Here is a 21865-nt window from a genome sequence, read left to right on the forward strand (position 1 = left end):
GGCTTCAATTAAATTGAAACCTTTTGATATTAATGATATAATTTCTTTCGCAAATTTACTGCTTTAATCCCACTATAAATATTCTAGTGACGAAAAAGTTAACAAATTCGCTTTCTTAAGAGTCAAGTCTGACTCTTACGGCATTCAAGCCTTTTCTTCCTTCTTCCAATTCAAAGACTATCGGATCTTTAGCTTTGACTTCATCAATCAATCCTGTAACATGCACAAAGTATTCCTTACCTGTTTGAGCATCAATAACGAAACCATAACCTTTTTCGTCATTAAAAAATTTAACTGTACCTTTATTCATTGTAATATTTAAAATTATATTGTATAGACAAAGGAAAAATAATTTCCGAGATTATCCACTAAATAGCGCAAAAAAATAAAATTATTTTTATTTTATGAATATTGACTTAATATTAACAAACTCTTTGATTCCGTAATGAGACAACTCTCTGCCGTAACCTGATCGTTTTACTCCACCAAAAGGCATATTAAAACTTGAGCTTGGCACTTTATTGACAAATACGGATCCAAAATCCAATTGGTTGGCAAAACCAGCCAAATCCTGCTTATTTTCTCCCCATAAACTCACACAGAGCCCAAATTTTGAATCATTGGCTAATCGAATAGCCTCATCTTTAGTGTCAAAACCTGTAACAGCGATCAATGGACCAAAAGTTTCCTCTTGAAAAGCGGGCATATCCTTATCCACAGCATCAAGCAGTGTTGGCGAATAATACATTTCACCAAGCTTCTCAAGCCTGCAACCTCCGTATAAGATCTTTGCTCCTTGATTCACAGAAGTTGCTATTTGCTTATCCAATTTATCTAGCAAATCCATTCTTGCCATTGGCCCTAGGTCATTCTTCCTATCCATTGGATCGCCTATTTTCAAAGTTTCCAATTTACGGAGCATCTTTTCCAAAAAGCGATCTTTGACCGTGTTTTGGATTAGGAACCTCTTAGGCGATGTGCAAGTCTGTCCATTGTTTCTCATTCTCGCAGCAAAAGATGCATTTACGCAATTATCCAAATCCGCATCTTCGAATACAATCAGCGGGTCCGATCCTCCCAACTCAAGAATTGTTTTCTTTATGTACTTTCCTGACTCCATTGCAACTTTGCTCCCTGTCAAATCACTGCCGGTTAAAGCTACTGCCTGCACTCGATCGTCGGCAATTAAGTCCTTGACACTCTCCACGTCTATATTGAAATTTCTAAACACACTTGGAGCGTTTAGCAGATTTGAAGCTTCGCTGAAGATTTCGTCCAATGCCTCCGCTGATTTTTGCACATTATTAGCATGCTTGAGCGCTACAGCATTGCCTGCCATAATAGCCGGCGCGGCAAAACGAAGCACTTGCCAAAACGGAAAATTCCACGGCATAATAGCCAATACTATGCCTAATGGGTCAAAAGAGATATATGCCTTTCCCAATTCGCTATCTTCAACCAGTTCATTCTCAAGCATCTTTGGTCCATGCTCGGCATAGTATCTGCAAATTGAAATACACTTCTTTATCTCAAGAACCGACTCTCTGATATTCTTGCCCATCTCCTCGGTAATTAGAACAGCGAGTTCCTCTACTTTCTCTTCCATGATATAAGCAACTTTCTCAAGATAAAGCGCTCTTTCCGATAAAACATACTCCTTCAACTGACACTGGCCTCTATCCAAAGATTCCAGAGCCCGATTCACATTTTCCTTATCCAAATACTTTTTTATCATTCAATCACAATCTTACTATGAATTCGGCTGCCACAGTGCAATGCTACTATAAAATATTCCGATATCAAATAAAAAAAGCTCAAATATAATTTGAGCTTTGAATATTTTTAAGACTAGTAATTTTCAACCTAAAATGGCGATGGTTCTCCTCCACCAAATTCATCTGGAACAACATTCGCATCTGTTCCACCATGTTGATCCACACTGTCATTCACTTTGCTTCCAAATGTGACCGTACCACTATTTTGATCAAAATTGTTAGCTCCGCTCACACCTGGAGGGAATTTACTGATTTCATTTCTTTCCATAGTGCCTACATTGCCATCCAAATCCATAAACTTTGTAAACTTACCAACAAATTTAAGTTTCACATTGTCAAGCGATCCATTTCTATGCTTAGCGATAATTACCTCTCCCATACCTGCTGTCGCTCCACTCTCATCTTCAGTAATCCCATAATACTCTGGACGATATAAGAACATTACCATATCGGCGTCCTGTTCTATGGAACCAGACTCCCTCAAGTCGGAAAGCTGAGGTCTTTTATCTCCTCCTCTAGTCTCCACCGCACGACTCAACTGCGACAAGGCAATTACTGGAACATCCAGTTCTTTAGCTATACCTTTCAAGGCTCTTGAGATGGAAGCGATTTCTTGCTCTCGATTTCCTTGCCCACCTCCAGATTTGGATGCATCACCAGACATCAACTGCAAGTAGTCGATAATAATCATCTGGATATCATGCTGTGCCTTCAATCTTCTACACTTGGCCCTTAATTCCAATATAGACAATGCAGGAGTATCATCTATAAATATCGGAGCATCAGTTAATTGAGCTGTTTTATGCACCAATTGTTCCCACTCATAGTCTGCAAGGTTACCTTTTTTCAGCTTTTCAGATTCCAATTCAGCTTCAGCAGATATAAGACGATTTACCAACTGAACATTGGACATCTCCAAAGAAAAAATTGCCACAGGCTTCGAGAAATCAACCGCCGCGTTTCTCATCACAGATAAAACAAAAGCTGTTTTACCCATGGCAGGTCTGGCTGCGATAATAATCAAATCAGAAGGTTGCCATCCAGCTGTAACACGGTCCAAAGCTGTCAAACCAGAAGGAACTCCCGTCAAGCCATTCTTCAACTCTTTTTTGGACTCCAACTGAGCAATCGCCTCTCCCATGATGGATCTCATATCCGCTACAGATTTCCTAATATTGGTATTCGTCACTTCAAACAATGACTGTTCTGTTTTATCCAACAGTTGAAATACATCCGTAGTATCTTCATAAGCTTCCGAATGGATTTCAGAAGCTACTTTTATCAATTCCCTTTTGATTGCTTGCTCAGTGATAATTCTGGCGTGAAATTCAATATTGGCAGAAGAACTCACTCTGCTTGTCAGCTGAGTGACATAATAGGCTCCTCCTACAAACTCAAGCTTGCCATTTTTTCTAAGCTGCTCGGTAACCGTAAGAATATCCACAGGCTCCGCTTTATTGAAGAGCTCCAAAACAGCTTTATAAACTTCTTGGTGCGCGTCTTTGTAGAAACTTTTGGGAGAAAGGATATCAGCTACTTTGGTCAATGCCTCTTTTTCCAACATCAATGCCCCTAGAACCACTTCTTCCAACTCCAATGCCTGAGGAGGCACTTTTCCCAATGGCATGGCCGCCGCTTCAGTTTTCCTGGACGATCCCGTCAGAATATTTTTATTAGATGTAAACCTATTTTTACCTTCTTCCATTAAGTTCTTGATTTATATACTTCAGATCCAATCAAAAGAGATTCATCGCGAAAAATCACTACATGTGCGCTTTAAATATGATCTGAATCAATAATAATCCAATTTTTTGTAAACACAAAATTAATAAATTTTAAAACTTTAACGTTCATTCCTCCAAACTATTTATTTGAAAGCTGTTTATTTTTAACTGTGCCCTTTTTATTCTATTTTTGGAGACATTGCTGATGCAATATATAGCGTAAAAACCTTATTACACTTCGAAATTTTTTTTAAACATGCAATATAATAAAAAACAGAAAGTCCACTTGATCGCTGTCGGAGGTAGCGTCATGCATAATTTAGCATTGGCTCTCAACAACTTGGGCTGGGAAGTAAGTGGCTCTGATGACAATATATACGAGCCCTCTGCTTCTAGACTTAAAGAAGCAAACATCTATCCAGACCAATTGGGCTGGCACCCTGAAAGAATCGTCGATGACCTTGACGCTGTGATTTTGGGCATGCATGCAAAAAAGGACAATCCTGAATTGCTTGAAGCGCAAAAGAAAAACATTCGCATATTTTCTTTTCCTGAATTCATTCATGAACTCTCGCAAAACAAACACAGAATTGTAATCGCCGGCTCGCACGGAAAGACAACTGTCACAAGCATCATCATGCATGTGCTAAAATACTTTGGAAAAAGCTTCGACTACCTTGTTGGAGCTCAAAACAAAGGCTTCGACGTGATGGTATCTCTTTCCGACGCGCCATTGATCATATTGGAAGGCGATGAATACCTTAGCTCCGCTCTGGATCCATCACCAAAATTCCTTCATTACCACCATCATATTGGCGTAATCACCGGTATTGCTTGGGATCATTACAATGTTTACCCTTCATATGATGAATATGTAGAGCAGTTTGTAAAATTCAGCGAATCTACGCCAAAAGCCGGCACAATAATCTTCAACAGATCGGATGACACTGTTCGCGATATATGCCAAGATCAGAATATTGAAGACGTAGCTTACACTCCATATGAAGCTCACCCGCATAAAGTCATTGACGGAAAAACTGTTTTGATCACTAACTTTGGAGATATTCCTTTGGAAATCTTCGGCAAGCATAATATGGAAAACCTTGCCGCCGCAAAAGAAGTGGTAAAAAAAGTAGGCATTACGGATCTTGAATTCTACGAAGCGATGCAACACTTCACAGGAGCTTCCAACCGATTGGAATTAATCAAGGAAACCGACGAGTACTCTGTATACTTGGACTTCGCTCACTCGCCATCAAAAGTCAGAGCTTCCATCTCCGCGCTTAAGAATCAGTTCCCGGATAAAAATCTGGTAACTGTGTTGGAGCTTCATTCATTCAGCAGCCTGAACGAGGAGTTCTTGCCTCAATATAAAGACACTTTGCTGGAGTCAGACGAACCGTTGATCTTTATCAATCAAGAAGTAGCCAAAGAAAAGAATAATTTTACAATGACGGATGAAGATATTGTAAAAGCATTCAACGATAATAGAATCAAAGTTCATTATGTCAAAGAAACTTTGGAAGAAAAGTTGCTGAACGACAATTATAAAAACACTAATATCTTGTTGATGAGCTCTGGAAATTTCGCAGACCTGCCTATTGACAAGATCGGAGAATAAATTAACTCAAACGCCTTCAGTTTTAGACATTTTAACAATCTAAAGCTGGAGGCGCATATTAACCATAAGGGTATCTTATACAAAGCACCAACGAAAAATGACTTTAAAACTCAAAAAGCCCATCGTATTTTTTGATCTGGAAACTACGGGAACGAATATTTCCAATGATAAGATTGTAGAATATTCATTCATAAAGCTTCATCCGGATGGAACAAAAGAAGTTAAATCCGGCAAAGTTAATCCTCTTGTAAGGATCCCTGTAGAATCCAGCCTTATACATGGCATTTATGATGAGGATGTAAAAGATGCCCCTGCCTTCAAAGACATCGCAAAATCTTTGGACAAGTTTTTGGAAAATTGCGACTTGTCCGGCTTCAATGTGATCAGATTCGATATACCTTTGCTAGTGGAAGAATTTTTAAGAGCTGACATCAATTTTGATTTAAGCAATCGAAAGCTTATCGACTCGCAGAAAATTTTCCATATGATGGAAAAGCGTAACCTAACTGCAGCTTATAAATTCTATTGCGACAAGGCATTAGAGGGTGCTCATGGAGCAGAAGCTGATACTGTAGCCTGCATGGAAGTTCTGATTTCACAAGTTGACAGATATGAAGGCCAAGAAATGTCAGATGCATTAGGCAACACTATTGGCACGATAGAAAACGATATCGACAAGCTTCACAAGCTGACATCCACTCAAATGGTGGATTTGGCAGGAAGAATGACTTTCAATCAAAACAATGTGGAAGTTTTCAACTTTGGCAAGCATAAAGGCAAGCCTGTTCTTGACGTATTGGAAAGAGAGCCTGCTTATTATGATTGGATGATGCGTGGCGATTTCCCTCTCGATACCAAAAGAAAATTGACAGAAATAAAGCTTAGATCCTTCAACAGAGGACGCAACTAATAAATTCAAGCCTCATATAATCTATGGGGCTTCTTTATACCTAAAACAAAATCTCAACCCTTTTCAAAATGACTCTTTCAAAAACTGCCTATAAGTGGCTTTCACTATTTCTTATCTGCATTTTTTTATTCCAATGCAAAAGCTCGAATATCAGCGTAAAACAGTACTCAACACGAGACCAATACCAATCCGCCATATCCGACGCTATGCAACCTGATTCGAGCAAAATTTATTCACAATTAATTCAAATTAATCCAGATAATCATAACCTGACATGGAAGGATATCAATGGTGAAAAACATCTGCTTGTTGTTACGTGGAAATACAACAAATCTTACTACGAGCCATACCTTGACTCCGCAAGCTACAATACAGGAAATTATGAGATTTGGGTAACGGCTTCTCCTGAACTCAAGCAGAGAATGAATCAGATAAGTTATGATAATGAAGACCAAAGGCTAAAGGAGCTGCTAGGTCTACCTCCCAACTCTGAATATCGTTACTTCATTGAATTTTGGGTTAAAGAAGATGATTTGTTCAGACCTTGTCCTGACAGCGAAATTTCCGACAATTCTTGCCAAATATGTTTCGATGACGATACTCCTAAAGAATATGTTGATTGGTTTAATCAAAGCAGAGCTTCACGATACTTCAGTTGCGACTTGTACGAAAAATACCCTTGGACGCAACTTGGCTACACATACGATTGGAATGCCGACAACACTGACCACATTGGATTAAGCGAATTCGTAATCAAAAAAAACAGAGACATCATCGTCAATAAAATTTACACAACAAGCGAATATCTGAATTAAAATATTTGAACCAAGAATTTTTTCCTTATTATTTATCTCAAGCGCAGGTATCAAACCTGTGCTTTGTTTACAAATTTCTAATCAATCATAATTGCATTGACTTAATTCCTCATAATAGATCCTCGGTTTTAAGCATTCGCATTGCAAATGCAAACGAGCCCCTTACGCCAGCAGAGTTATCTTACTATTTTAGCTTTATTTATATTACGATACATACTTTCTTTTAAATATTTACTTACATCAAATTTATTAGCAATGAATTGGTCATTGTCTAATTTTTGATTTAGTTCATTGTCAAAAATTAAAAAGTTATATTTCGGATGAATAGAACTGTAAATTACATAATATTGACTGCCCTTAGTAAGTTCTATATATCTTAATTTCCCTTTATATACTATAGATCCTACATATAAGTATAAGCAGTCCAACTAGCTCTTCCTCCTTTATATTCAATTACAGTTGCTTTGGTTTTATCAAAGCTTTCGAAATATCCTTTCCATTTACTCTGATTATATTCATAATATAAAAATCAAACAGAAAATATTATTCCCATTATAATAACAAATACTAGTATTACTTTAGTATTACTCATTATTTTATTTATCCTTGTGTATAGTAGGTTAGTAAAAAACAAGTCGTTAATCTACTCTAGAACATACAATTGAGGTAATTTTATAAACTATACTCCATTGATTAGAGGTAGAAAACAAAATAGCAGCTTATTCCATAGATATGGATTAAAAAATAGACAGTGATCATTTACCAACATTCAAAGCTGGTTGTAGGTTGAATTTATTAAGGCATGTATTTAAAAAAAAATATATATAATGAAAAAAGCCCTCAAAATGAGGGCTTAATAATTTATTTAAAACTTATTATTTCACTTACTCAACAACTACTTTTTCTCTATAGTTTTGTCCATTTACATTGCTATCAAGAATGTAAATACCTGGCAACAAATCACCTACCTGAATGAAAGCCAATCCATTATTAGCATGAACACTTCTCACCAACTTGCCATCAATTGAGTACATGTTCACTTCCAAAGCATCATCAACTTGGTTTGACTTCACCATTAGAACATCTTTTACAGGATTTGGATAAACTGACACGCCTGTTTCCAGCACCTCACTGCTCAACACGATATCAGATACTTTCTCAGAAGTTATAGAAATATTATCCAACCAAATTCTTGTTCCATAGCCGTTAGTATTTCTGAACTTGATACGCACAGAATTATTTCCTGCAAATTGAGTTAAATCAACAACTTCTTTTCTCCAATCAGAATCTGTCGTTGGAACCCATCGGTTAGATTCATCTCCCCCATCTACTGGAACAGTTTCAAGCTCTGAATGCGTTTTGTTAAATACTTCTTGCCAGCTTGCCCCACAATCTGTTGAAACCAACACGCTTAATTGATCAGGACTGTTATTATCAAATTTTGTATATGCTACATAAAATGACAATTCCTTCTTCGAATTCGTCGACATATCATACGTACCTATATTAAGGTCGTCAGTTGCGCCGACATTATCATAATCAGCATTATTAACTATCACGCAACTTGAGGATTGAAATCCTGATCGAGTAGATTTCTCCCATGTCAGGTTGTTATCTGGATTATCAATCGTCCAAAACTCTCTAGGAAAATCGCTTCCTTCAAAACTCTCCTCCATAGGCAATGCCAATCCTGAAGAATTCACCGTTATATATTCAACTTTTTCAACCACATCGCTTCCATTTGCATTTGAAGCTGTCAGTTTCACTTTATATGTTCCCTCATTATAATATGTTATCGTAGGATTTTGATCCGAGGATACAGAAGGAGAACCTCCTTCGAATTCCCAACTCCAAGATTCTGGTCCGCTTATACTCAGGTCTGTAAACTCGACAGATTGTCCTGGACAAATGAATGAGCTATTCGCTGAGAAATCCGCAGTAGGCGGCAAAGTCACATCCCCAATTTGGAAAGTCATGCTAGCTCCTGGATAACTAACCTTGCTGATCATCAACCCACTCTCCGATCCATCATACCATTTCGAACTTGGAGCTGTAAAATTATCGAACTCATCTCTATAGCCTTGGTCATAACATGCATAACTGTGATCATATACATTATTATTAGCATGTTCCAAATAGACTTGATGAGGCGTTTGATTGCTATGGTAATTCTGATTATTGCCTTGCTCGTAAATATGCCATATCGTCAAGCCTTCGTCTGGTATAAGATAACTTCTACCTTCTCTTCTTCTAGCTTCAATCAAGAAAAATTCGGTCGGATTATTTTTATTCACATACTTAAAAACCGTATTAGAATTCGACAAATCAGTCTTAATTCCAGTAAAATTCGTAATATCAACAACATTCATCCATCCCGCAAGCATTTTAAAATATGGATTTGGAATAACCGGATTGGTGCTGCTACCATAACTACACATGATATCAAAAGTGCCAAGTCCATCAGGACCAGTATCTCCGTACTTGTATGTGTCCGGCCAATTTCCAATCATGTGTCCATTCTCATGCGCAACTGTAGACAGACCAAAATCACCATTTCTACTACCTCTAGGTATATTCAATGGAGAAGTATTATATGTGCTTACTGTTACTCCATCCGCTTGAAATCCATACCAATTTGTTTTATGATACCACATACCTTGAGCCCATGTGGGAGGGTATCCTGTATACATCAAATTAATTGCTTTGATAAAGCCATTGTCATCAGTTGTCAGTTGAGAAAAATCAAAACCTTGACGATCGATTTCACCCAAAACATAAGTCAGAATCTCTTGTGCACCCTGTGTGTAAGGCATAGCATTATATTCTGCAAATGTCTTTGGCGCTCTAAAATATCCAAAAACATAATTTTCATAATTTAATTTGCCAAATGACACATCATTATAATACTCTTTCAATGAACCATTGATACCATAAGTATTAAAGTTATCCCCGTTGCAAAAATCCTCAACAATATTTTTAGGAACTCCTCCAGAAGAAGGATAGTCGCTAAAATCGACCAAAATACACAGTCCCTTGAAGTCTCCTACTACATCTTCAGCCACTTGGCTGCTTGCCATTGATCGACTAGCATGTTTATCTTGTCCTTCAAAAGCTCTTCTGATTCTAGTTATTTCCGCTTGAGAAATTTCTAAATGCTTTTCGATACTCTGCCCCTTTGGCCCCTGCTCTCCTTCAGTATCTGGAAGATACTTTACTCCTGTTGAAATTAATTTACTCTTGTCTTCATTCAGTTTAGCATAACAAATCCACCCCGATTCCTCATCTCGAATCACTGTATAACCTTCAGGAGTTTCCGCTCTAATATACGCATGATCTCCAAACAGTTTTAAAGACACTACCGTTCCGTCAGGTTGTTCAAATTCACTCAACTCTCCATGATATGAAGCTCCATACAAAGCTCCATTCAAAATGAGCAAGAAAATAAAAATGTAAAATTTCCTCATTATCATATTGTATTAGGGTAAAGAATATGCAAAGTATTTTGCAGTTTATTAAAATTAATAATTAATACACATAAATTTAAACCTAATTCTTACAATATAATAGTACAGAATTATCCAAATATTTCTAATCCAATCCTATTTAACAAAAAACATGTCATTAATATTTTGACAAATAATAAAAATACGCATTTCATCAAGATAGTCTAAACAAAAATAGCCCTAGCGAAATAATCGCTAGAGCTACATAAAATGAAATAAAATTATTTCGCTGCTTAAGCTTTGCTCGGAATATTTCTCAACACATCCAATAGGTAATCCCAAAACAACTTTACAGATTCTATATGGCACATTTCATCTGGAGAATGCGGATTTTTAATCGTAGGTCCAAATGAAATCATGTCCAACCCCGGATAATTAGTTCCCAAAATTCCGCACTCAAGCCCAGCATGACAAGCATTAACCTCCACCTCTTTCGCAAACATCTGACGATATCTATTTTTCATTATCGACAATATCTCCGAGCTTGGATTAGGCTTCCAACCTGGATAATCGCCAGCTAGCTCTACCTCTGCTCCGATCTGCTCAAAATTAGCCCTTACCATATTTCCAACATCCATCTTCGCCGACTCAACTGAACTTCTAATAAGGCACTGAACCTTGATACCTCCATCTTTTACCAAAACCCTTGCTAAGTTTGTCGATGTTTCCACCAAGCCTTCAATATCATTGCTCATTCTGATCACTCCATTCGGCAAAGCATAAATAGCGTTAACTATCCGCACTTGATCTTTACTTGATATCACCTGGCCATTTTCAAGATTGCCATTCGACCATTCGATTCGAATATCAGAGTCAGCAACCGAATATTCATCTAATATCTCTTCTTCACAAGCTCTAATATGCTCTTCAAATTGAGGCAAGCTTTCCTTTGGAACTGCCAACTTCACAAAAGACTCTCTTGGAATAGCATTTCTTAAGCTTCCTCCATCTATTTCAATGATACGCACGCCATAAGCTTCCAATGATTTGTATAGAATTCTATTCATCAACTTATTCGCGTTGGCCCTGCCCAAATGAATTTCCATGCCGGAATGTCCGCCCTTCAAGCCTTTGACAGCCAAGTCCATTAAAACGAAATCAACTATCCCAACTTCATCAACCGCATAAGTTCCATTAACATTAGCATCCAAACCACCAGCGCAACCTACTGTCAACTCGCCTTCCTCTTCCGTATCCAAATTCAATAAGATATCGCCGTCCAATTCTCCAGCCTGCAAGGCGAAAGCTCCAGTCATTCCCGTTTCTTCATCAATCGTGAACAACACCTCCAACGGCCCATGCTCCACATCATTCGAACTCAAAACCGCCATCGCCGCAGCTACTCCCATGCCATTGTCCGCACCCAATGTAGTTCCTTTGGCTTTCACCCAATCACCATCAATATAAGACTTGATTCCCTCCAATGAGAAATCAAAATCCGTATCGGCATTTTTCTGATGCACCATATCCAAGTGCCCCTGTAAAATAACCGTTTTTCTATCCTCATAACCTGGCGTCGCCGGTTTTTGTATTATCACATTGCCTGCCCCATCCACCTTAGTCTTCAGACCAAGGTTTTCGCCAAAGCTTTTGGCAAACTCTATCACTCTCTCCTCATGCTTCGAAGGCCTAGGCACCTCGTTTAATTGTTCAAAAGCTGTCCAAACAGCCTTTGGTTCTAGATTAGCTACTTCTTTGTTCATATTTTAAATACGTCTTAATAAGCTCAAGTTAAGCAATAACATAGTATTTATCGCTTTTCCGCTTTGAAGATTCCAAATATTCTTCTGAATTCCATGATCAAATTAGTCAATATCATTATATTAACTAAGTCCGGCTTTATTTTTTAAGAAAAAAATACACAAACGGTCAAAATTCACTTTTATTTCACTACGCGCGCTTAACTAGCCACATAAAAAATATTCAATCATTCAAGTAAAAATGGACTAAAGAATTTGGCTAAAAAAAAGAGTTATTTACGCTAAAAAAACTGACCTAAAACTATATGATTTTACCTGAAAGCATGGCACAAATCATATTTTGAAATTCCTTCATTTATCAATATAATTAATTACTTAATAACCACATACACATACAATTACCCCTCTACTCTCTCAATAATCACACTATCATCTCAATAACATCACCCATGCCTGATATTAAAATCATATCATTTCATGACAAATGTCAGCTAAGATGCTAACGTTTGAGGATATCTTCGGGGCAAACGAAGTAAAAGACAAAACAAACCTTTGATGAATGAATTTTTAAAAAAATTATTGCCGCCAAGGGAATGGAGAATCCCGGTGATTATCCTGCTCGGAATATTTTTCGGGCTGGGAGGTTACGTTTTGTACATTTCAAATGCAGTTTCTTATCTATCCGACGACCCTAAGACCTGCGTCAATTGTCATATTATGACTCCGCAGTACGCGAACTGGAAGCACAGCTCACACAGGGAAAATGCTACTTGCAACGATTGCCATGTACCTCATGACAATGTGTTCAACAAGTACTTTTTCAAAGCCAAAGACGGCATGAGGCACGCAGCTATGTTCACAATGAGAATGGAGCCACAAGTGATAAAGATGCACGAGCCTGGCCAAAAAGTGGTACAGGAAAACTGCAAGAGATGTCACGAAGACCTCAATGAGAGAGTTTCCACGGTCAAAATTGACCTTGACGCCCAGAAGCATGGCGAAGGCAAGCTATGCTGGGAATGCCACAGAGAAGTGCCGCACGGCAGAGTGAAAAGCATGTCTTCCACTCCTGACGCAAGAGCGCCGCTTCCTCAATCTCCAGTTCCTGACTGGATCAAGAAAGCAACTACAAAATAGTATTGAATCAATTTCCTAATGTAATTAAACATGAACAGTATAAGCAAAAAAATACAAGAAAAACCTTGGCTAGGCTGGGTGTTATTCCTTTCCACATTAGTTGTGGTATTCTTGTTGGGACTTTTCGCTTCTGAAGTCGTTGAAAGAAGAGCAGAAGCGGTATTCGCCTACAATCCAAGCAGAGATATCGACAAATTCGAACCAAGAAACGCTGTATGGGGCACTGAATTTCCTAGACAATACCAATCTTGGGCAGCTACAGAAGATACATCTTTCTACAGCAAGCACAACAACAACGCTGGAGACGACATGTTGGCTAAAAACCCTAACATGGTAGTGCTTTGGGCTGGTTATGGTTTCTCCAAAGACTACAATTCGCCAAGAGGTCACATCTACGCGGTAAAAGACATCCATGAGACTTTGCGTACGGGAGCTCCTGAGCATGATCACGATGGTCCGATGCCAAGCACTTGCTGGACTTGTAAAAGCCCTGATGTGCCAAGATTAATGAACGAAATTGGCGTTGCCGAGTTCTATGAAGGTAAATGGGCTAGCAAAGGCAAGGAAATTGTTAATCCTATCGGATGCGCGGATTGCCATGATTCTGAGACAATGAACCTTGCGATCAGCAGACCAGCCCTTATAGAAGGATTTGAGATGATGGGTCAAGATATCAGCAAAGCAACTCCTCAAGAAATGAGATCTCTAGTGTGCGCGCAGTGCCACGTAGAGTACTACTTCGACAAGGACAAAGGAAAAGGCAACTACCTAACGTTCCCATGGAAAAACGGTACAAAGGTAGAAGACATGGAGAAATACTTCGATGACATTGCATTCAGCGACTGGACGCACTCAATCAGTAAAGCTCCAATGCTTAAAGCTCAGCACCCAGGTTACGAATTATCAAAAGAAGGTATCCACGAGCAAAGAGGTGTTTCTTGCGCGGATTGCCATATGCCTTACAAATCTGAAGGTGGCGTAAAATACACTGACCACCACATTCAAAGCCCATTGGCTAACCCAGCTAACTCTTGCCAAGTATGTCACAGAGAAGAAGCTGAAGAGTTGAAGAAAAATGTCTACGATCGCCAGGATGCAATCAAGAGTATCCAAAAGGTGGTTGAGTATGAACTAGTTAGAGCTCACTTCGAAGCTGGTAAAGCTTGGGAACTTGGCGCTACTAAAGAGCAAATGAAAGACATTCTTACTGACATCAGACACGCTCAGTGGAGATGGGACTTCTCTGTTGCTTCTCATGGTGGTTCTTTCCACGCGCCTCTTGAAGTTTCAAGAATCATGAGCACATCTCTTGAGAGATCTCAAAATGCCAGAAGATCATTGGCTATTCTACTTAAAGACCTAGGGTTCCATGGTGAAGTAGAAATTCCAGATATCTCAACTAAAGATAAAGCGCAAAAGGCTATCGGTTTCGATGTGGAAAAAGCGCAACAAGAAAAAGACGAATTCATTAAAAACGTCGTTCCTAAATGGATAAAGGAAGCTAACAAAAGGCAATCTGAGTACCAGCCTCAAATCACAGGCAAAAACCAGATTCCTAAAATCTCATAATCAACAATAATGAACAATAGCAAGCAAAAAACTCGAAAAATCTGGACTTTTCCTTGGGGATATAGAGAGGGGTTCGTATTGTCCGCTGGGTTGATGTTACTGGGCTTGGCTCTGGAATTAGCAACTCACGGCGCAGGAGTGCCAACATTGAGATGGCCTGTGAATATCATCTTCGGACTATTATTCTCGGCGTTTCTCGCAACTCTATATTTCTTAAACAGAAAAAACCCGATCATCAAATGGCTATCGGGAGTGCCGGCCACTATCACCTCTATCATCCTGATAGGCGTCATAGTCACGGTCATGGGCATATTGCCTCAAGCTCCAGAGGAACATCCGAGTATTATCAGCTTGCTAAAGCTCAATAATGTAACTGACTCATGGTATTTCACTTTTGCAGTATTGTATTTCATGTCCACATTAGGATTTGCATGCTGCAAAAGGGTTATACCTTTCAAAGGCAAAAATATCGGTTTTCTTCTTAATCACTTAGGCCTATACATAGCGCTAATGTCCGCTATGCTTGGTGCTGGTGACCTTATAAGATTAACCGCCGACTTATACAAAGGCAACATCGAATGGCGAGCAAAAGACGCTAACGGAATTCTTTACGAGCTTCCGATTGCCATGAGATTGGATGCCTTCAGTATTGATCAATACAATCCTAAAGTAGCTATCATCAATAAAGATGGAATGCTTTTGCCTCAGGAAAAGCCACAGCTCCAACTTATCGACTCCGCTGGACAGTCTATGGAAATACTGGACTGGAAAGTTTCCATCATGAAATTCGACACGCTATCCAAACCATTCGCAGGAAGATACGAACCTGTAAATGAGGAAGGAGCCGCTCCTTCAGCAAAAATCAAAGCTGTCAATATTAAAAATGGAAAAGAAAAAGAAGGTTGGATTAGCTGCGGAAGTTTCATGGTTCTGCCTGAAGGTGTCGAGCTTGACAGCACGCATACTTTAGTCATGACAGCTCCTGAGCCAAAAAAATATCAGTCCAAGATCCATTTTATCACAAAATCCGGTCTGGAGGAAGATGGAGTTATCGAAGTCAACAAACCATATAAAATCGATGGATGGAATGTTTATCAGCTTAGCTATGATGAGCAATTCGGAAGGTGGTCGAGACTGAGCGTAGTTGAGCTAGTCAAAGACCCTTGGTTGCCTGCTGTTTATGTAGGTGTATTTATGATGCTTTTTGGCTCAATATATATCATGTGGGTAGGCAATAACTTTAAATCTAAATAACGATGAACTGGTCTGATTTTCCATTAATGGCTGGCTTAAGCTCAATTCTTTGGCTTGCCTCGGTAGCTTTTCTATATTTCAATAAAAATGAAAAGCTAAACGTTATCGTAGATATCTGTATTATCGCAGGGATATTCGTGCTTGGATATTATATATCAAATCTGTGGATTGCCCTTGAAAGACCTCCAATGAGAACTTTAGGTGAAACAAGGCTTTGGTATAGCTTTTTCCTTCCTGTTATTGGTTATATCACCTTCAAGCGATGGAAGTACAAATGGATCTTACTTTACAGTGCTGTATTGGCAATTGTGTTTCTAGGAGTTAATATTATGAACCCGGACACTCATAACAAAACGTTGATGCCAGCTCTGCAAAGTCCTTGGTTTGTTCCTCATGTGATAGTGTATATCTTTTCTTATGCCATGCTTGGCGCTTCTTCTCTAGTCGCTGTCAAAGGCTTATGGCAAGATAAAAGCGATAGCCTTGAAGCGAAAACCACACTCACAGTTGCGGACAACTTGGTATACATCGGTTTTGGATTTCTTACATTAGGATTGCTTTTTGGAGCCTTATGGGCCAAAGAAGCTTGGGGACACTACTGGACGTGGGACCCTAAAGAAACATGGGCCTTCTTAACATGGATAGCTTACCTTATTTACATGCACTTTAGGAGTCATCATCCACGCAAGTACAGACTAGCCCTTTGGACTCTAGCCTTGGCATTTGTTGTATTGCTTGCTTGTTGGTTTGGCGTTAACTATATGCCATCAGCACAGACAAGCGTCCACACTTATACACAGTAATTTTATAACAACAGTAGTCAGTTACTTTTATTTTGATATTAATAATTTTTAAAGCATAGGGAAACGTATGACAGTTTCTCTATGCCTTAATCAAACATACATACAAAATTTTTCAACATTTTTTATTCAATAAATCATGAAAAAAACAGCTACTCAACTCAAATTGGTGCTTGTCGCTTTATTTGCAGTCTTAAGTATCACTGAATCTTGGTCACAGGTAACTATAGATGCCCAAATCAGACCAAGAGCAGAATTTAGAAACGGGTTCAAAACATTAAGCGGTGAGGAAATCGATCCTGCATTCGCGATTTCGCAAAGAACTCGTTTGACTGTAGGCTACACTACCGATAAAATCATCATGAAAATCGCCATGCAAGATGTAAGAGTATGGGGAGACAGAGCTCAAGCATCTATGAATGATGGAGCTTCAACTATGGTTAATGAAGCTTGGGCGCAGATTCTTTTCAATCAAAACTTTTCATTAAAACTTGGACGTCAAGCATTATCTTATGATGATGAAAGAATTCTAGGAGGATTGGATTGGGCGCAACAGGGTCGTTGGCATGATGCAATGGTATTCATGTACAATAAAAACGACTTTACAATACATGTAGGAGGCGCTTTCAACCAACAAAAAGAAGTATTGGAAGGAACATACTACGATCCCGCATTCAACAACTACAAAAACATGCAGTATACTTGGATGAGCAAGAAGATCGCAGGTGTTGACGTTTCGGCATTAGTTATGAACACAGGATTCCAGTACTCTGATGATACGCCATTGGCTTCGGACACGACGATCAATTATCTTCAAACTATGGGTATCAACTTGAAAAAGAATACTGCTGATTGGGGAATTTTTGGTAGCATCTACCACCAAACCGGAAAAAACAAGGCAAACCAAAATGTGAACGCTTGGTTAGCTTCCGTTAACGCTTACTACAAGCCAACAAACAAGTTGAAGTTTGGCGTTGGAACAGACTATGTGACTGGCCAAGATATGAATGCTCAAGGAGACAAAACTGTTTCTACATTTGATCCCCTTTACGGAACTCACCATAAATTCTATGGTTTCATGGACTACTTCTATGTAGGAAGTCCTCACCAAAATGTTGGTCTTTGGGATAAATACATTTCTGTTGACTATAAAGTAAACAGCAAGTGGAATGTAGCATTAAAAGCCCACCACTTCAATTCGGCAGCTGATATTTATGCCAGAACAGAGGGAGGAAGTTTCGCCGCAGAAATCGAGGACAGCTACTTGGGTACTGAATTGGATTTCACATTTGGCTACAAATACAATGAATACATCAGCCTTGTGGGTGGATACTCTCAAATGTTCGCATCCTCTTCCATGGAAGTGCTTAAAGGCGGAAGCTCAACAACTGGGAACAACTGGGCTTGGTTAATGCTAAACATCAACCCAAGAATTTTCACTTCTAAGAAATAACACAAATAAATTTCATACGCTTCAACCCCTCACGTCTACAAACTTGAGGGGTTATTTATTTTCGCACAATCCAATAAAAACTCATGCAAAATTCGAATATCTCCCCTACCTCTTTTTTTGCCTGAATTTGCCACGAGATAAAAGCTTGACATTATTAAGCCCAGTACTGGAACCAACCATAATATATCAGCCGACTTGCCCAAAGTCATTTGCGAAAAACCAATCAAAGCCACGCAAAAAATCGCAAAGCCCAACAATCCATAAAAGAACATCAACATGGTCCAAACCGTTCCTTTTGGTCCGAAATAGCCACGGATTAAAGTTCCTCCTTTCTCTTCCTCCACCTCAAATGTCAAGTACAAAAAAGGAGACCATAAATGCTTCTCATCGCTATCCACCCTTAATGTGGCATGATTCAACACCACGCTTCCCATTACATCAGTGGAGCCTTGCTTCAACACCTCCTTGATTTGATTCTTTATTTCTTCAGGCTCGCTCGAAGCCCAATACCTAAAACGCGGTCTGACATGGCTATCTTGCGATAAATCTTTGATTTCGGATACTTTCATGTTTGTTTTTAGAGTGTGCAAAGAAAAAAATAGCAATATTTCATTTAAAAAGCAAATAATATCATCAATTTGAAATGTTAATCATCAATCCATGGATATATAGATCAACGCTACTAAAGCCAAACTCATATTTCTCGCACCAGGTCCCACAGAATTGAAAAGCATGGACTGCCAAGACAAAAAGAACTCGCCTCCCACAACATAAAAGCCCATTCCAAAAATCAAAAACATCAGAGTCAGACCTGCCACAGCCATTTTCTTTGACTCGATATGCTCCTCGACCGACTTTCTAAGTGACCTTAACATCTTATATACTCCAATCCACAAAATAAAAGCAGTAGTCCCCTCAAAAATTATAATCAATGTATAAAAAAGTTTTTGCGTTGACATAGACTCAATGCGCCTCCATTCTACAGCTTCAGTCGTAATATCCATGCAGCTCATAACCCCTTTTACAAACATCCAATTGGACTGCCAATCATTCAGATTGTTAAAAAACACCATGGTCATGTAACAAGCATAACATAGCAAAACAAAAAGTTTAGAATATCTTTTCATCAAATTCATTATATATGCACTTTAGCCCAATTGAATAGAAATAAAAACAATACCACCTCGCTGAGATCTTTCAACTTTTCGACTCAAAGGCATACATATCTTAAAATATTAAGTCATAATGATAAAACTTTGCAAGCATAGAAGAATAATATTCACTAATTTGAAATTCTAAAAACGTAAATCCACATATGATTAAGAATTCAATCGGACTTTTATTAATAGCTATTGCTAGTTTCTCCTCTTGCTCTCAAAACGCTAATCGCAAGGAAGCTTCCATGGAGAATGTTGCTATTCAAAGTGAAGACGAGAAACTCAGCCAATTTTTCGAGCTTAAATTCAACCAAAAACTCAGCAGATTCCCAAACAAAGAAAGTGCTCTAGGCATAAAAAAACATCAAAATTTATGGGATGATGAATCTGAAGCATTTCAAAAACAAGAAATCAAGGTACTAAGGTCAGAACTTAAAGAACTTGAGGAACTGATCAGTTATCAAGATCTAAGTCCAAACGCGAAACTAAGCTATGATTTATTCAAGCGAAGCCATTTGGAAGATATCAAGTATATCGAGTACAAGCCCTATCACTATATTGTCAATCAAATGCATGGCATTCAAGCCGAAACGCCTGCATTGTTAATCAATAAGCATTCGATCAGCTCTGAAGAAGATGCATTGGACTATATTGATCGATTAAAAAACATAGAGTCTCTCATGGATCAAGTGGTTGAATCCTTGCAAAAAAGCGATTCAATGAATACGCTTCCGCCAAAATTTGTCTACGATCATGTGATCAGGGATTGCGAGAATTTATCCAAAGGCTACCCTATCAATGAATCCGACACACTCAATACGATCTGGGAAGATTTCACAGATAAGCTTGGAGAAGCGAATACAATTGGCAAGAAACGAAAGGAAGAATTACTAGACAAAGCAAAAGAGGCTTTGTTGAAACATACCTTGCCGGGTTACCAACACCTCTTACAAACGCTTTACGTTCAGAAAGAAAAGACTACTGAAGACGATGGCGTATGGAAATTCCCGCAAGGCGATCAGTATTACCAATTCATGTTGGAAAGAATGACGACAACCAAGCTTAATGCCAATGAAATTCACGAAATAGGCTTAAGCGAGGTAAAACGAATCCACTCCGAAATGATCGCTATCAAAGAGAGCGTTGGGTTCAAAGGCTCACTGAAAGAATTCTTTGAATTCATGAGAAACGACAAGCAATTCTACTTTGAAGATACCGAGCAAGGCAGAGAAGAGTATCTGGCTGAAGCTGTATTAACCATTGACAATATGAAGCAAAAGCTTGACGAGTTATTCATTACAAAGCCCAAAGCCGATATTATTGTCAAAAGAGTCGAAGCGTTTAGGGAAAAATCAGCTGGGAAAGCATTTTATGAGATTCCATCGCCTGATGGAAGCATACCGGGAACTTATTACGCCAATCTATATAAAATGACCGACATGCCAAGATACCAATTGGAAGCCTTGGCATTTCATGAAGGTATCCCCGGGCATCATATGCAATTGTCAATCGCTCAAGAATTATCAGATTTGCCAAAATTCAGAAAATACAAGGAATATACTGCATATGTAGAAGGTTGGGGCCTTTATAGCGAATCCTTGGGCAAAGAAGTAGGTTTTTACAAAGATCCTTACTCCGACTTTGGAAGACTTGCTATGGAACTTTGGAGATCATGTCGACTCGTAGTGGACACAGGTATACATAGCAAAAAGTGGACGCGTCAAGAAAGCATAGACTTCTATGTTTCCAATACGCCAAACTCTGTCAATGACGCTGTGAAAATGGTCGAAAGACATGTGGTAATGCCGGGACAAGCAACCGCTTATAAAATTGGAATGCTTAAGATCATCGAGCTTAGAGAGAAGTCCAAAACGGTTTTGAAAGACAAATTCGACATTCGCGAATTTCATGATGTAATATTAACAGACGGAGCATTGCCTCTTGATATTCTAGAACTCAAAGTGAATCAATGGATTGCATCCAAAGGTGCTCAAAGTTAATATTGCTTATATTTCGCGATAAAATCAAAGACGCTAATTAGCATAAAATATTTGCTTGCCTGAATAACAAAATTCGAAAAAAAGCGTATATTTGATACAAGGAAAAGGAATTAAAAGTATTCCCATGGAGACGGACATGTTTTCAAACCTAACATGATAATTTATAACGAGTAAGCCGCTTTTCAAAACCAGGCCTCAACCCGCAAGGGTCATTCTTAGAATGTCAACAGTGGAAGGTTGCGATGCAGTGGGCAACTTAAATCCTGTCTGATACGGGGTTTGATTAACCATCTCGCTTCATGGGTCCCTATTATATTAAGGCGAACATTCATTTGTTCGCCTTTTCTTTTTTATATCCCCCAACCTGAAAGCTAGAAACTACGTAGAATGAAAAAGTTTCGAACCATGTGCATGACACGCATCAATCTAATTTTACATGGTAAGCAT

16 protein-coding genes are annotated in these 21865 nt (G+C 38.7%); 9 read left to right on the plus strand and 7 right to left on the minus strand.

Annotation, left to right across the window (positions count from 1 at the left end; genetic code table 11):
- Positions 1–115: 115 nt before the first annotated feature.
- The 3 genes from AABK36_RS11730 to dnaB form a co-directional block, all read right to left on the minus strand.
- Positions 116–310, minus strand: a complete 195-nt coding sequence (locus AABK36_RS11730; protein WP_309938828.1) for a cold-shock protein — start codon at positions 308–310, stop codon at positions 116–118.
- Between the two features lie 87 nt (positions 311–397).
- Positions 398–1735: an aldehyde dehydrogenase family protein gene (locus AABK36_RS11735; protein WP_309938827.1), complete on the minus strand. Its 1338-nt coding sequence runs from the start codon at positions 1733–1735 to the stop codon at positions 398–400.
- 128 nt (positions 1736–1863) lie between these two features.
- A complete protein-coding gene (dnaB, locus tag AABK36_RS11740) occupies positions 1864–3480 on the minus strand; it encodes a replicative DNA helicase (protein WP_309938826.1) in 1617 nt (538 codons plus the stop codon).
- A gap of 275 nt (positions 3481–3755) precedes the next feature.
- On the opposite strand from dnaB, the gene AABK36_RS11745 reads away from it, so the two are divergent.
- From AABK36_RS11745 to AABK36_RS11755, 3 genes are all read left to right on the plus strand, one after another.
- The gene (locus AABK36_RS11745) at positions 3756–5120 is read left to right on the plus strand and encodes a UDP-N-acetylmuramate--L-alanine ligase (RefSeq protein WP_309938825.1); all 1365 of its coding nucleotides are present in this window, start codon (positions 3756–3758) and stop codon (positions 5118–5120) included.
- A gap of 97 nt (positions 5121–5217) precedes the next feature.
- On the plus strand, positions 5218–6030 hold the full coding sequence (locus tag AABK36_RS11750; RefSeq protein WP_309938824.1) for an exonuclease domain-containing protein: 813 nt from the start codon (positions 5218–5220) through the stop codon (positions 6028–6030).
- 68 nt (positions 6031–6098) lie between these two features.
- Complete coding sequence (locus tag AABK36_RS11755) at positions 6099–6845, plus strand: hypothetical protein (RefSeq protein WP_309938823.1); 747 nt, start codon at positions 6099–6101, stop codon at positions 6843–6845.
- Positions 6846–7729: 884 nt separating this feature from the next.
- Here the strand turns inward: AABK36_RS11755 and AABK36_RS11760 are convergent.
- Positions 7730–10309 carry a M6 family metalloprotease domain-containing protein gene (locus AABK36_RS11760; protein WP_309938822.1) on the minus strand — a complete coding sequence of 860 codons (2580 nt, stop codon included), beginning with the start codon at positions 10307–10309 and terminating at the stop codon, positions 7730–7732.
- A 272-nt stretch (positions 10310–10581) separates the two neighbouring features.
- Complete coding sequence (locus AABK36_RS11765) at positions 10582–12051, minus strand: aminoacyl-histidine dipeptidase (RefSeq protein WP_309938821.1); 1470 nt, start codon at positions 12049–12051, stop codon at positions 10582–10584.
- A gap of 552 nt (positions 12052–12603) precedes the next feature.
- On the opposite strand from AABK36_RS11765, the gene nrfH reads away from it, so the two are divergent.
- The 5 genes from nrfH (at position 12604) to AABK36_RS11790 (ending at position 18261) form a co-directional block, all read left to right on the plus strand.
- Positions 12604–13185, plus strand: a complete 582-nt coding sequence (gene nrfH / locus AABK36_RS11770; RefSeq protein ID WP_309938820.1) for a cytochrome c nitrite reductase small subunit — start codon at positions 12604–12606, stop codon at positions 13183–13185.
- 30 nt (positions 13186–13215) lie between these two features.
- A complete protein-coding gene (nrfA, locus tag AABK36_RS11775; RefSeq protein ID WP_309938819.1) occupies positions 13216–14754 on the plus strand; it encodes an ammonia-forming cytochrome c nitrite reductase in 1539 nt (512 codons plus the stop codon).
- A gap of 9 nt (positions 14755–14763) precedes the next feature.
- The gene (locus AABK36_RS11780) at positions 14764–16008 is read left to right on the plus strand and encodes a cytochrome c biogenesis ResB family protein (protein ID WP_309938818.1); all 1245 of its coding nucleotides are present in this window, start codon (positions 14764–14766) and stop codon (positions 16006–16008) included.
- Positions 16009–16010: 2 nt separating this feature from the next.
- Positions 16011–16811: a cytochrome c biogenesis protein gene (locus AABK36_RS11785; RefSeq protein ID WP_309938817.1), complete on the plus strand. Its 801-nt coding sequence runs from the start codon at positions 16011–16013 to the stop codon at positions 16809–16811.
- A gap of 136 nt (positions 16812–16947) precedes the next feature.
- A complete protein-coding gene (locus tag AABK36_RS11790; RefSeq protein ID WP_309938816.1) occupies positions 16948–18261 on the plus strand; it encodes an alginate export family protein in 1314 nt (437 codons plus the stop codon).
- A gap of 35 nt (positions 18262–18296) precedes the next feature.
- Here AABK36_RS11790 and AABK36_RS11795 read toward each other — a convergent pair whose 3' ends face one another.
- Both AABK36_RS11795 and AABK36_RS11800 read right to left on the minus strand, forming a co-directional pair.
- Entirely contained in the window at positions 18297–18830 is a 534-nt protein-coding gene (locus AABK36_RS11795) for a hypothetical protein (RefSeq protein WP_309938815.1), read from the minus strand.
- An 84-nt stretch (positions 18831–18914) separates the two neighbouring features.
- A complete protein-coding gene (locus AABK36_RS11800) occupies positions 18915–19388 on the minus strand; it encodes a DUF2165 domain-containing protein (protein ID WP_309938814.1) in 474 nt (157 codons plus the stop codon).
- Positions 19389–19576: 188 nt separating this feature from the next.
- Between AABK36_RS11800 and AABK36_RS11805 the strand changes: the two genes are divergently transcribed.
- A complete protein-coding gene (locus AABK36_RS11805; RefSeq protein ID WP_309938811.1) occupies positions 19577–21418 on the plus strand; it encodes a DUF885 domain-containing protein in 1842 nt (613 codons plus the stop codon).
- Positions 21419–21865 lie beyond the last annotated feature (447 nt).

This window comes from Aureibacter tunicatorum, assembly GCF_036492635.1.
GTDB classification, from domain to species: Bacteria; Bacteroidota; Bacteroidia; order Cytophagales; family Cyclobacteriaceae; genus Aureibacter; species Aureibacter tunicatorum.

Bases quoted from the DNA above. Each gene is read 5' to 3' on its own strand.
- dnaB (WP_309938826.1), bottom strand. From the start codon at position 3,480: ATGGAAGAAGGTAAAAATAGGTTTACATCTAATAAAAATATTCTGACG.
- AABK36_RS11760 (WP_309938822.1), bottom strand. From the start codon at position 10,309: ATGAGGAAATTTTACATTTTTATTTTCTTGCTCATTTTGAATGGAGCT.
- AABK36_RS11730 (WP_309938828.1), bottom strand. From the start codon at position 310: ATGAATAAAGGTACAGTTAAATTTTTTAATGACGAAAAAGGTTATGGT.
- AABK36_RS11735 (WP_309938827.1), bottom strand. From the start codon at position 1,735: ATGATAAAAAAGTATTTGGATAAGGAAAATGTGAATCGGGCTCTGGAA.
- AABK36_RS11785 (WP_309938817.1), top strand. From the start codon at position 16,011: ATGAACTGGTCTGATTTTCCATTAATGGCTGGCTTAAGCTCAATTCTT.
- AABK36_RS11750 (WP_309938824.1), top strand. From the start codon at position 5,218: ATGACTTTAAAACTCAAAAAGCCCATCGTATTTTTTGATCTGGAAACT.
- AABK36_RS11795 (WP_309938815.1), bottom strand. From the start codon at position 18,830: ATGAAAGTATCCGAAATCAAAGATTTATCGCAAGATAGCCATGTCAGA.
- AABK36_RS11790 (WP_309938816.1), top strand. From the start codon at position 16,948: ATGAAAAAAACAGCTACTCAACTCAAATTGGTGCTTGTCGCTTTATTT.
- AABK36_RS11780 (WP_309938818.1), top strand. From the start codon at position 14,764: ATGAACAATAGCAAGCAAAAAACTCGAAAAATCTGGACTTTTCCTTGG.
- nrfH (WP_309938820.1), top strand. From the start codon at position 12,604: ATGAATGAATTTTTAAAAAAATTATTGCCGCCAAGGGAATGGAGAATC.
- AABK36_RS11805 (WP_309938811.1), top strand. From the start codon at position 19,577: ATGATTAAGAATTCAATCGGACTTTTATTAATAGCTATTGCTAGTTTC.
- nrfA (WP_309938819.1), top strand. From the start codon at position 13,216: ATGAACAGTATAAGCAAAAAAATACAAGAAAAACCTTGGCTAGGCTGG.
- AABK36_RS11765 (WP_309938821.1), bottom strand. From the start codon at position 12,051: ATGAACAAAGAAGTAGCTAATCTAGAACCAAAGGCTGTTTGGACAGCT.
- AABK36_RS11800 (WP_309938814.1), bottom strand. From the start codon at position 19,388: ATGAAAAGATATTCTAAACTTTTTGTTTTGCTATGTTATGCTTGTTAC.
- AABK36_RS11745 (WP_309938825.1), top strand. From the start codon at position 3,756: ATGCAATATAATAAAAAACAGAAAGTCCACTTGATCGCTGTCGGAGGT.
- AABK36_RS11755 (WP_309938823.1), top strand. From the start codon at position 6,099: ATGACTCTTTCAAAAACTGCCTATAAGTGGCTTTCACTATTTCTTATC.